This is a genomic window from Pseudomonas sp. nanlin1, from assembly GCF_045571515.1.
Lineage (GTDB): Bacteria > Pseudomonadota > Gammaproteobacteria > Pseudomonadales > Pseudomonadaceae > Aquipseudomonas.
The window spans coordinates 3,098,490-3,110,123 of the sequence record NZ_CP124218.1; the positions used below are offsets into that span (position 1 = coordinate 3,098,490).

At 61.7% G+C, this 11,634-nt stretch carries 11 protein-coding genes and 1 pseudogene; 3 read left to right on the forward strand and 9 right to left on the reverse strand.

Annotation, left to right across the window (positions count from 1 at the left end):
* Nucleotides 1-4: 4 nt before the first annotated feature.
* A complete protein-coding gene (locus QCL65_RS14360) occupies nt 5-445 on the reverse strand; it encodes a hemerythrin domain-containing protein (protein WP_407309697.1) in 441 nt (146 codons plus the stop codon).
* A gap of 133 nt (nt 446-578) precedes the next feature.
* Between QCL65_RS14360 and QCL65_RS14365 the strand changes: the two genes are divergently transcribed.
* The gene (locus QCL65_RS14365) at nt 579-1,025 is read left to right on the forward strand and encodes a MarR family winged helix-turn-helix transcriptional regulator (RefSeq protein WP_407309699.1); all 447 of its coding nucleotides are present in this window, start codon (nt 579-581) and stop codon (nt 1,023-1,025) included.
* A 49-nt stretch (nt 1,026-1,074) separates the two neighbouring features.
* On the opposite strand, the gene QCL65_RS14370 is transcribed toward QCL65_RS14365, so the two are convergent.
* Both QCL65_RS14370 and QCL65_RS14375 read right to left on the reverse strand, forming a co-directional pair.
* Nucleotides 1,075-2,898: a monovalent cation:proton antiporter-2 (CPA2) family protein gene (locus tag QCL65_RS14370; RefSeq protein ID WP_407309701.1), complete on the reverse strand. Its 1,824-nt coding sequence runs from the start codon at nt 2,896-2,898 to the stop codon at nt 1,075-1,077.
* 385 nt (nt 2,899-3,283) lie between these two features.
* Nucleotides 3,284-3,742: pseudogene (locus QCL65_RS14375) on the reverse strand (GAF domain-containing protein); the annotation flags it as partial.
* Nucleotides 3,743-3,930: 188 nt separating this feature from the next.
* On the opposite strand from QCL65_RS14375, the gene QCL65_RS14380 reads away from it, so the two are divergent.
* Together QCL65_RS14380 and QCL65_RS14385 are read left to right on the forward strand one after the other, a co-directional pair.
* Nucleotides 3,931-4,149, forward strand: a complete 219-nt coding sequence (locus QCL65_RS14380; protein ID WP_407309703.1) for a hypothetical protein — start codon at nt 3,931-3,933, stop codon at nt 4,147-4,149.
* 65 nt (nt 4,150-4,214) lie between these two features.
* Nucleotides 4,215-5,270 carry an SMP-30/gluconolactonase/LRE family protein gene (locus QCL65_RS14385; RefSeq protein ID WP_407309705.1) on the forward strand — a complete coding sequence of 352 codons (1,056 nt, stop codon included), beginning with the start codon at nt 4,215-4,217 and terminating at the stop codon, nt 5,268-5,270.
* Between the two features lie 32 nt (nt 5,271-5,302).
* Here the strand turns inward: QCL65_RS14385 and QCL65_RS14390 are convergent, their stop codons facing one another.
* From QCL65_RS14390 to QCL65_RS14415, 6 genes are all read right to left on the reverse strand, one after another.
* Entirely contained in the window at nt 5,303-6,001 is a 699-nt protein-coding gene (locus tag QCL65_RS14390; RefSeq protein ID WP_407309707.1) for a polysaccharide lyase family 7 protein, read from the reverse strand.
* 127 nt (nt 6,002-6,128) lie between these two features.
* On the reverse strand, nt 6,129-7,721 hold the full coding sequence (locus QCL65_RS14395) for an EAL domain-containing protein (protein ID WP_407309709.1): 1,593 nt from the start codon (nt 7,719-7,721) through the stop codon (nt 6,129-6,131).
* Between the two features lie 91 nt (nt 7,722-7,812).
* On the reverse strand, nt 7,813-8,307 hold the full coding sequence (locus QCL65_RS14400; RefSeq protein ID WP_407309711.1) for a hypothetical protein: 495 nt from the start codon (nt 8,305-8,307) through the stop codon (nt 7,813-7,815).
* Between the two features lie 76 nt (nt 8,308-8,383).
* Nucleotides 8,384-9,709 (reverse strand): thymidine phosphorylase, encoded by a 1,326-nt coding sequence (gene deoA / locus QCL65_RS14405; RefSeq protein ID WP_407309713.1) that lies wholly within the window; start codon nt 9,707-9,709, stop codon nt 8,384-8,386.
* Nucleotides 9,710-9,731: 22 nt separating this feature from the next.
* Nucleotides 9,732-10,997: a NupC/NupG family nucleoside CNT transporter gene (locus QCL65_RS14410; protein WP_407309715.1), complete on the reverse strand. Its 1,266-nt coding sequence runs from the start codon at nt 10,995-10,997 to the stop codon at nt 9,732-9,734.
* Between the two features lie 31 nt (nt 10,998-11,028).
* A complete protein-coding gene (locus QCL65_RS14415; protein ID WP_407309717.1) occupies nt 11,029-11,442 on the reverse strand; it encodes a cytidine deaminase in 414 nt (137 codons plus the stop codon).
* Nucleotides 11,443-11,634: the final 192 nt, after the last annotated feature.

An 11,634-nucleotide genomic window follows, 5' to 3' on the forward strand; every position in this document is an offset into this window, starting at 1 on the left:
CCTACTAGGAAGCCAACAGCTCCTTATGCTCTTTCAGGTATTTGCCGCCCAGGGTTTCTTTCTGTTTATCGTCCAGTAGCTTGCCCGCCATCTGGAAGAACTTCTGTTCTTCTTCCTTCAGGTGGTGGTGCACCTTCTCCGCCAGTTTCTTCGCCGTTGCTAACCAGGCCGGGCTGGACATTTCGGTTTCGTCGAGTGTCTCCATCATCTCGTCCATTTCGTGGTGCTCGGAAATGGCGTGGCGGCTGGGGTCGATGCCGTTGTCATGGGCCATGAGCGGAATGTAGAAGTGGCGCTCTTCGGCGGTCTCGTGGGCTTGCAGTTCTTCCTTGAGGCGTTTGTACGCTTCGGCCCGCTCGGCGCTGTCGCCGTGGGTCTGGATCAGGGCATCGGCATAGCTGCGCTGGCGTTCATGGCTGTCACGTAGGGCTTCGAAAATATTCATGGTGGTTCCTCAAGCTTCTATCAAACGGGGTGATCACTTGACCCCAGCCAGGGTTCGACAGTTCCGAGCGCTGGTCATGGCCACCCACGGGTGCGAGAATCGTTAATTGGTTTAATCATCTGGACCTTGCCCCATGAGCTCAACCGCCACACCCAGCCTCGGCCCCCACAGCGCAGTCACCCTCGATACCTTGGTGGGTTACGCACTGCGCCGCGCGCAGTTAAAGGTATTTCAACAACTCGTGGCGCGCCTGGCCGAGTTCGACCTGCGCCCCGCGCAGTTCACTGCGATGGTCATCATCGACAATGAGCCGGGCCTGATGCAGGCTGACCTGGCTCGGCATCTGGCGATCGAACCGCCGCAACTGGTGCCCTTGTTGAACAAGTTGGAAACCCGCGGGTTAGCTGAGCGGGTGCGCGGCCAACAGGACAAACGCGCCTATGGCGTATTTCTCAGCCCTGCCGGCCAAGCGCTGTTAGTGCAGCTCAAAGCCCTGGCCGCTGAAAGTGACCGCGAAGCGACCGCTGCGCTCAATGATGCCGAGCGCAGCCAGTTGCTGGGCCTGCTACAGAAGATTTAGCCTACCGATGGCGGGCGCAAACGAAGGGGTGCAGTAGAGGCACTCCGGTTCACGGCTTAAGGGTCTTGGCGCCGCGTTTCTGTTCTTCCTCAAGGTCTGACTCGAACAGCCGCGCCAGTTCCGCACGGGCCTGCTGGGCGGTCTGCATCACCTTGGCGGCGTCATCGTAAACCAGGTGCTGAGCCTGCAGGACCTGCTCATCATGATGTTTAAAGCGTTTGATCCGCGCATCCGCCTGGGCCTGGCTCAGGCCTAGCCCGAGTAAGGTCTGCCGGCTCATCTCCAGGCTGGAATGGTAGGTTTCGCGGACCGCCTGGGCGCCAACATCCACCAGCCGGTGCACGTGCTGGCGATTGCGCGCACGGGCAATGATGTGCAGATGCGGGTAAAGCCTGTGCACCAGCTCAGCGGTCTTGATATTGGTGTCGGGGTCATCGGTGGCGATGACGAAGTACTCGGCTTGGTCAACCTTGGCCGCGCGCAGAATCTCGGGGCGCAGGGGATCGCCGTAAAACACCGGCACGTCGCCGAAGCTGCGAGAAAACTCGATCGAGTCCACCGAGGTGTCTAGGGCCACGAATGGAATGTTTTGCGCACGCAGGATCCGCGCGACGATCTGGCCCATACGGCCCATGCCGGCAATCACCACCCGCGGCGTCTCGGCATCGATATTGCGATACGCCTCTGGCACTTCCCGCTGGGTCGTCTTGGGTTTGAGCCAACGGGTGACCAATAGCAGCAACAGTGGCGTGATCGCCATGGATAAGGTGATGCACAGCACCAATAGGTCGTACAAAGCTTGGTCGAACAGCGCATGGTCGCGGGCGATCTTGAACACCACAAAGGCGAATTCACCCCCAGCGGCTAGCACTACCCCCAGGCGCACGGCGCTCTGCCCGCTGAGCCCACCCCCCCAGCGCCCGACGGCGGCTAGCAGCGGCAGCTTCACCGCCACCAGCAACAGGGTCAAACCCAGCACCACCGAGGGTTCGCTGCCCAGCAGCGACAGGTTGGCACCCATTCCAACGCTGATGAAGAACAGGCCCAATAGCAGGCCTTTGAATGGCTCGATTTGCGCTTCCAGTTCGTGCCGATACTCGGAGTCGGCCAGCAACAGCCCGGCCAAAAAAGCCCCAAGCGCCATGGACACCCCCACCAGTTCCATCAGCCAGGCGGTGCCTATGACCACCAGCAAGGCGGTTGCAGTGGACACTTCTTGCAACCCGGTGCGGGCTACGACGCGAAACACCGGCCGTAGTAGATAGCGACCGCCGACCACCACCACTGCGATACTGGCCAATACCTGCAAGCCGTGGCGCACGTCTTCGGCCATGCTGGTTTCGTGGGCACCGCCGGCCAGGAATGGCACCAGGGCAATCAGCGGGATCGCCGCGATGTCCTGAAACAGCAAAATGGCGAAAGCCAGCCGGCCATGGGGGCGGTTCAGTTCCTTGCGCTCGGCCAGGCTCTGCAGGCCGAACGCCGTGGACGACAGCGCCAGGCCCAAGCCCAGCACCACCGAGGTATTGAGCGGCTGGGCGAAGCCGAAGCGGGCAATGCAACCCAGCACCAGGGCAGTACAGAGCACCTGAGCCAGGCCGACGCCGAACACCGCTTTGCGCATCAGCCATAAACGCCGTGGCGAGAGCTCCAAGCCGATGATGAACAACAACAGCACTACGCCCAACTCGGAAAAGTGCGCCACGCTTTGCGGGTCGCCGATCAACCCCAGCACGGCCGGGCCAATGATCACCCCCGCGAGCAGATAACCGAGCACCGCGCCCAGTTGCAAGCGTTTGGCCAGAGGCACCGCCAACACAGCCGCGAACAAAAACACCACAGCGGCCTGCAATAGATTGCCTTCTTCAGGCATATGAAACTCCTTGGTACAAATTTACGGGTAGGACAATAGCAAAGATTAAAAGCTCGGGGCCAAGGCCCCTCCTACGGTCAGCGGTGTCAAATATGCCGCTGCCCGTAGGAGGGGGCTTGCCCCCGAGCTCTTATAATTTCTGGCGAAGGATCAATTAAAAATCAAAAGATCGGGGCCAAGGCCCCTCCTACACGGCGGACGCCTCAGCGGTTTCGGCTTTGGAGCGCATGGCCTGGTTATCGCGGCTGCTGAGGTGGTGCTCGATTTGCAGGGCCAGGTCACGCACGCTGGCGTCCTGGCTAAGCTGAAAGATCTGCCGGGCCTTGCCCTGAATGGCCACCGCGACCTCTTCGTCCAGGGCATTGGCGACGCGCTCTTGCATATCCAGATTCGTGGCGATCAGCTGAGCGAAGATGCCTAGGGTTTCCAACAACTGTGGGTCGGCAAACCGCATGGGCTGCGGGTCCATAGCGCACAGGGTGCCGAAGAAGACGCCATCGGCCTTGATGATGGGGATCGACACGTAACTCTCGATGCCATACTGCTTGGGGATCGGGTGGTTAGCGAACTTGGGGTCGGCACTGGCATGCTCGAAAACAATGCGCTGATGATGCTGGCGCACCTCGTTGCACAGGGTCGACTCCAACGCCAACTCGTCACCGGCGCCGATGCCGAAATGCACTTCATCGTGTACCGCACAGGCGATCCATTGAGCTTCGGTCACCTTGGCGATAGCCGCAAAACGCAAAGACGTCATGCGGGTCATCAGACGCAGGATATTAGAGGTGGACTCAACCTGGGCGATCGCCGCCACTTCAGCAGCCGTCAAGGATATATGGGGCATGGTTGTCTGATACTCGAGTGAGGTGGGCATCAATAAGCGCGCTGACCGGCCCAGGTAGCAACATGATATGCCAGGGTAAATACCTTACTCAACTGGCGCCTGGCAACTGACCCACGCGGTATACTGCCGCACCTGTGGTCATGCTTGCCGCCCGACCGCCCACTCTGCCCCTTCCCATGGAGCCCATCATGCCTGCCAAGCCCGCACCGCCATCGCCCCCCGCCGAGGCGCAAGCCACGCCGGACAAGGAGCGCGTGCCCGCCTTCAGCTTTCCGTTCAACCCCGCAGCCTTCGCCGAGGCGAAAAAGCAGGCCACGCCGAACTACCCCGGGGCCGGTAAATCCAGCCACGACAAAACCCCCAGCCGGGCGCCGAACGGTAGCAGAAGGTCGATGGGTAAACGCTGAAGCAGCGGAACCGCAGGTGCAGGTCGCAGTCGATTGTTTCCAATCTTAATAAAAAAGGATCGACCATGCCCTTCGCCCGTCGCACTTTCGTGGGAGCTTCAATCGTATCGGCCGCCGGCCTGCTGGCCGGTCGCGCCATGGCGGCTGACCGGTTCGGCCTAGACCGCGACTGGAATGGCCAGCCCGCCATGGTCATGCCAGACCCAGCCTGGGAGCTCCACGACCCTGCTTTCGAAGGCAGGCTCGGCAATGCCATGGTCGAACGCCTGTGGAGCGGCGGCCGCTGGACTGAAGGCCCGGTCTGGATGCCCGCCTCGCGCTGCCTGTTGTTCAGCGACATCCCTAATAACCGGGTCATGCGCTGGAGCGCTGACGACGGCCATATCAGCATTTACGACGCCCAATCCAACAACGCCAACGGCCATACCCGTGACCGTGAAGGCCGCCTGCTCAGTTGCGAACACGAAACCCGCCGCGTAACGCGTCGGGAGCACGATGGCAGCCTGACCATCTTGCTCGACCGCTTTGACGGCAAGCCCTTGAACGCCCCGAACGATGTCGTGGTTGCCGCCGACGGCGCGATCTGGTTTACAGACCCCGGCTACGGCATTCTTGGCCCCTATGAGGGCCACAAAGCCGCGTTCGAGCTGCCCACCAATGTCTACCGCATCGCCCCCGACACCGGTAAGGCCAGCGTGGCCGCCGGGGATTTTGGCCGGCCCAATGGCCTGGCGTTTTCCCCGGATGGTAAACGCCTGTACATCAGCGACACGGCTGGCGGCGGCCACCCCGACAAACCGTGCCATGTGCGCGCTTTCGATGTCGCTGCCGACGGCACCCTTAGCGGCAGCAGCGTATTGATCGATGGCAAACGCGACGGCGTGATCGACGGCTTTCGCGTCGACAGCGACGGTAACCTCTGGTGCAGTTGGGCCGGTAACGCCGAGCAAAACAGCGTGCGGGTGTTTTCCTCTAGCGGCAAGCCGCTGGCGACCCTGCACTTGCCCGAAACCGTCTCTAACCTGGAATTCGGCGGGCCTAAAGGCAACCGCCTGTTTATCACCGGCGGGCATTCCCTGTACGCCACTTATGTCAACGCCGTCGCCGCGCCGCGAGGCTGATGCTGAAACGGCCGGGGCATTGCCCTGGCCGACTACAGGTGGGTCGCGACCAGTTTGTAGTAGGTCACTCGACCGCCTTCAGTGGCATAGCCAACGTTGTCCAGGGTGTAGCAACCCCCTTTGAAGTAGAACAGGTAACCCGCCCATTTGGGGTCCAGCTTGGTCTGGTAGCCGGTGCCATTGATCAGCACGGTGACTTGGCCGACTTTGTTGATCTGCAACACATAGCTGAACGTCTTGCCCAGCGGCACGTTGGTCAAGGTATAGGTGATAGGGCTCTTCGCGTCACCAGGCTTGTAGCGGTAGGTGACGTCGACATTGCCGACCCCTTTCTCGTACCGATATTGCAGCTTTACCAACGGCGTCGGCGCATCTTTGGCGTGGATCTGCGCGACCACCACCTTGCCGGTGGACGGCACCTGATTCACTGCCAGCGTGCCCTGCAGCGTGTTGACCCCACTGCTGTAGAGCCAGTTACGCGCCTTGCCGTCTACGGCGGTCTCGCGCAGCTCACTGCGGGGAAAGTCACTGGTGCCGGAGTGGGACCCGGTCACCGGGGCCCAGAATACGATGGAGGCGTCGGTTTTTACGTAGTACGGCGATTGCAACGAGCGCAGGCTGGCCGTTGCGACGGTCAGCGCCGGGGTGCCTTGGGGAATGGTCAGATTCCAGGTGGTGGTGTCGATCATGCCAGCAAACTCAGGGGTAACGAGTACGAGTAAGCCTGCCATGGCGCCAATGTGGTCTCCTGCCACGCTGGGTTTAGCGGCTTGAAAGGTCTGGGCTTGAGGTTTTTTTCGAGCGCCTACAGCGCCGCTGGTCGGCGAATTCGGTAAGTCGGCGCCGGCCTGGCTGGCGTCAGTGGCGCTTGCACTTTGAGGCCGCGCACTGGTTTTCCAGGCCCAGCAATTTGATTTCCAGCAATTTACGGTCGGTGACATCGGTAATCACACCGTACCAGCGTTCCACCGTGCCATTGCCATGCAAACTGGCTTCGGCGCGGCTGTGCATCCAGCGCCAGGAACCGTCGGCCCAGCGAATGCGAAACTCCACGCTCCAAGGCTCGCCCGACGGGATCCACTGCAGCCACTTGTCACGCACGCGATCGCGATCGTCGGGGTGCATCATCGAACGCCAGACTTCAAGCCGCTGCTGGGCGGTACCGTCGCCAAGCCCGGTGAATGTCGGGCTCATATAGTTGACGACCCCCTGGGGGTCGGCGGCCCAGCCAATGGTGGGGTTAAGCAGCACGGTACGGCGAAAATGCTCTTCGCTTTCGGCCAAGGCATGCATAGCGCGTTGCCGCTCGGTCATGTCCACCGCCACCAGGGATACCCCCAACACGTCGCCCGCGTCGTCCACCACTTGTTGGCCGTACAGGGTAAAGCACTGCTCGCCCACGGTCAGTTCAGTGAAGCAGTGCTCGCCGTCCTGCAATACCCGGACAATGTCGGTCACCAGCGCGCCAGCGTCCAGGCCAGCCAATAGGGTGTCGGCAACCTGCCCTTCCAGCTCGGCAACCGGCCGGCCCAGGAGCTGGGCAAAGGCGTCATTGGCGCTCACGCAGCGCAGCAAGCGATCGATGAAACACAAACCCAACGGCGAGTGCATGTACAGCGCATTGAGTTGATGCAAGCGTTGGAACGGTGAAGTGTCGAGGACCTGGCCGGTGCTATCGGTCCCACCAAAAGCCCGTAGTAGCGCCCGCGCCGAGTCGCTGGGGACAGCTTTGGCATAAAGCCAGCCCTGCACCAGGTCACACCCCAGCTTTTTCAAGGCCTGTTCCTGCTCCAGGGTTTCCACCCCTTCGGCCACCACCCGAATGCCCAGGCTATGGCCCAGGCCAATAATGGCCGTGACGATTTTGTAACTCTCTGGCAGGCTGCCCATGCTCCGGATGAAACTGGCATCAATCTTCATTTCACGAAACGGGCAGGCTTGCAACCGGGTGAGGCTGGAGAAGCCCGTACCAAAGTCGTCCAGCACCACTGTGACACCGCGGCCGGCCAGCTCGCGCAAAATCAGGCTGGCGGCCTCGATGTCTTGGAACAACGAACCTTCGGTCACTTCCACCTGCAGGCGGTGCAGGGGGAACCCCGTGGACGCCACCGCCTCGCAAACCAGCTGGGTCAACCCTGGCCGTTTCAACTGCACAGGCGAGATATTAAAGGCGAGGAAAAAATCCCCCGGCCAGCCCAGCGCTTCACGGCAGGCGCGTACCAGCAAGTAGCGCGTCAGGGTGTCGATGAGTTCGCAGTCTTCCAGAGCCGGAATAAAGTCCACCGGCGGCACGGGGCCACGCGCAGGGTCGCTCCAGCGAGCGAGCACCTCGAAGCCGGAAATACGCCGGGTACGCAAGTGAATCAGCGGCTGGAAAGCCGGCCAGACATGGCCATCGAGTAATGCGGTGGCAAATCGGGAGCGGATTTCAGCGAGCGCGTGGGGGTCCATTGAAACTCCGCCATGACCTGTCATGACGAGCATCATATCCTGAAGCTAGAATTTACAAAGTTTGTCCGATATTCGGCATGTTCCCTAGGGTTTACCCGCGTTCGCGCGGAATCAAGCCCTGTAATTGCAACGCAAGAAAGTTGGCGTCGAATGGGCACGTATCGGCTTCCTTGAGGCCGTTGGTCTTGCGCCACTGCCAGAGACTCGAAGGTGGCTGGCAGACCAGCGAGATGCTGCCGTGGCGCGCCGAAGTCAGGCCCATCACGGCCAGGCTGATAGCGCCGCCGGCTCCCATCACTTCAGGCACGAATTCCACCGGTTTGGCCGTGAGCAACAGGGTGAGTTTTTCGCTCTTGAACGGCGACCCTTCAGCGGGCACCTGAGCATTGCTGGCAACGTACGGGCTGCGCTGGATTTCCAGCAGGTCGGGGGCAAGCACCGGCGCCAGCCAGCTTTCGATTTGATCGTACAGCGCGCTGATGTGTGCGCTCCAAAGCGCTGTGTGGCTGTCGAAGGTGCGCTGCTTGTTGGCTTCACTGTCGGCATAGTGTCGCAACATATCGCCCAGTTGCTGAATGTCGTCCATTGCGTATCTCCTCAAGGTCAGCGGCGCCAGTGCGCAGATGCAGCATGGCAGATCGGCCGCCTAGAGGTTGGTTTTTCTAACCCGGCGCCGCGCAGCCGACATAAGCGTGGATCAGCGCCGTTGCCGCTGGCGCCTCAGAGCCGACCTGATACGCCGCCCGCAAGGCCGCAGCGCCAATGTCGGCCTGCTCCGCTGAAGCGGCGTGCACCCAGCCCAAGGGGCGCTCGGGGCCGACCGGCTCACCCGGGAACGCTAATTCGCTAAAGCCCACGGACAGGTCGAGGACATCATTGGGCTGCTGCCGGCCGCCGCCCAGTGCCACCACGGCCATACCCACCGCACGGGTGTCAACGCCAGTCACGTAGCCCTGCCCGTGCGCCCACACCGGCATGGCCACGGCTGCACTGGGCAAGTAAGCCAGCGGGTTGTCGAGCAAATGCTCCGGGCCGCCCAGTGCGTGAACCATGCGGCCAAACCGAGCGAGCGCGGCGCCACTGCGCCAAGCCTGCAACAGCTGCTCGCGCGCCTGCTCGGCGGAGCTGGCCAGACCTGCGGTGACCAGCACCTGCTCGGCAAGCGCCAAGGTCAGGGCCCATAGGCGCTCGCTGCGCACTTCACCCTTGAGCAGCGCAATGGCCTCGGCCACTTCCAAGGCATTGCCGGCACTGCGCGACAAGGGTTGGTTCATGTCCGACACCAGCGCACAGGTGCGCACGTCGGCGCCATTGGCCACCGCGACGATGCTGTCCGCCAACGCCATGGCCTGGCCCGGATCTTCCATGAAGGCGCCATTGCCGGTCTTCACGTCCATCACCAACACCCGCAGGCCCGCGGCCAGCTTCTTGGCCAGAATGGACGCAGTGATCAAATCGATGGATTCCACCGTTCCGGTGACGTCGCGGATGGCATACAAGCGCTTGTCGGCCGGGGCCAGGTCACCGGTCTGGCCGATGATGGCGCAGCCGACCTGCGCCACAATGGCTTGCACCCGCGCCGAGGGTGGTTGGCAGTCATAACCCGGAATGCTCTCGAGTTTATCCAGGGTGCCGCCCGTATGACCCAGGCCGCGCCCGGAAATCATCGGCACATAGCAGCCGCAGGCTGCCAGCAAGGGCGCCAGGATCAGGCTGACCATATCGCCCACCCCGCCCGTGGAATGTTTGTCCACCACCGGCCCTGGCAGCTCCCAGCGCAGTACATCACCCGAGTCGCGCATGGCAGCGGTCAAGGCGATGCGCTCACCAATGTCCATGCCCTTGAGCAGCACGACCATGGCAAAGGCCGCCACCTGCCCCTCACTGAGGGTGCAATCGGTAATACCGCTGACAAACCTGCGGATATCCTCATCACTCAACACCTGGCCGTCGCGTTTGCGCCGGATGACTTCCTGAGCAAGCCACATCGAGCAGCCTCCTGAGCCGTGCTCACAACGAAATAAAGAACCCGACGATGGCAGCGCTCATCAAATTCGACAAGGTCCCCCCGATCATAGCGCGCAGCCCCAGCTTTGCCAGTTCATGGCGACGCTGCGGGGCAATGCCGCTAAGGCCGGCTAATTGAATGGCGATCGACGACAGATTGGCAAAGCCGCACAGCGCAAACGTGACGATCACTTGGGTGTGCTGGGACAACAAGGGAACGCCGGCTTGCGCGGCCTTGGCGGCCGTCAGGTAATGGCCCAGATCGGCGTAGGCCACGAACTCGTTCAACACCAGTTTCTGCCCGATAAAACCGCCGGCCAATACCGCCTCGCTCCAGGGCACGCCGATCAACCAGGCCACTGGGGCCAACAGGTAACCGAGGATCAGTTGCAGGGTCAACTGAGGATACCCCACCCAGCCGCCCAACCACCCTAACAGGCCATTGAGCAAGGCGATCAAGGCAATAAACGCCAGCAACATGGTCCCCACCGCCACGGCCAGGCGCAGGCCCGCCTGGGCCCCTTCGGCGGCCGCATCGATCAGGTTGGCCGGGCGCCGCTCGTGGTCATCGAGCACTTGCAGGCTACTGGCCTCGCGCACTGCCTCGGTTTCCGGCTCCATAAGCTTGGCCATTAGCAACGCACCTGGCGCCGCCATGAAGCAAGCGGCGATCAGGTATTTGAGCTCGACGCCCAAGCCGGCATAGCCGAGCAACACCGAACCTGCCACCGCAGCGAAGCCGCCCACCATCACCGCAAACAGCTCTGAGCGGGTCAGCGAGGCAATGAAGGGCCGCACCACCAATGGCACCTCGGACTGCCCGACAAAAATCGCCGACGTCACCACCATGGACTCCACCCGGCTGGTGCCCAGCAACAAGCGCAGGGTGCCGCCAATGATGCGGATGATCCAACCCATCACGCCGATGTAGTACATCACCGAGATAAAGCTGCCGAAGAACACGATCACAGGCAGTACTTTGATCGCGAACACGAACCCGCCGTCGCCGAAGACTTCGAACATCTGCGCCGACCCGAGGCCACCGAAGAGAAATTCGATGCCCTTGTTGGCATAGCCCTGTAACGACGAAACGCCGTTGGCCAGCGCTTGCAAGGTGGCCTGGCCCCAAGGCACGTAGAGGGCAAAGGCGCCGATCAACACCTGGATCGCAAAGGCCCCGCCGACGGTGCGCCACTTGATTGCACGCCGGTGCCGCGACAGCGCCAGCGCGACCAGAATAAGCACCGCGATTCCCACAAGACTGATCATGCGTAGGTAACTCCAGATAGGCTTAATTCATTCAGAAGGCGTTGAATGCGCCCGGCAGCAGTTGTTCCAGGGTCCATACCCGGGTCTGGGCCGGGTCGCTGCCCTGGCAGACAATGCGGCAATCGGGGGCCATGAGTTCCAACAGCACCTGACGACACGCCCCACAGGGGCTGATCAGCTCGACTTTGGGCGCGTAAATGGCCATGGCGGTAAAGCTGCGCGGCGGGCAACCCTGGCTGATGGCCGAGAACAGAGCGCTGCGCTCAGCGCAGTTGGTCAGCCCATAAGAGATATTTTCCACGTTGCAGCCGTGCACGACTTCCCCGTCGGCCGTCAACAGCGCTGCCCCTACCGGAAATTCAGAGTAAGGCGAATACGTCGCCCCGGCGGCCTCACGGGCAGCGGCAAGCAAAGGTTCATGGGCGGTCCAAGGGGTTTCGGTCATTGGGTCATACCTGACTGCTGGGTAGGGAGTGGGAGCTTGGAGAGCAGGATATATGCCAGGTCACTTTTGGCCAGTGAAAACGCAGCCTTGAGTAAATATATTTGACCGATTGATCCAGTTTAGAGCGTAAGGTCCAGCACAGCGCTCAGTTTCAGGGCGAGCAGCACAACTGGGTAGCCCGCCCTTCGACTG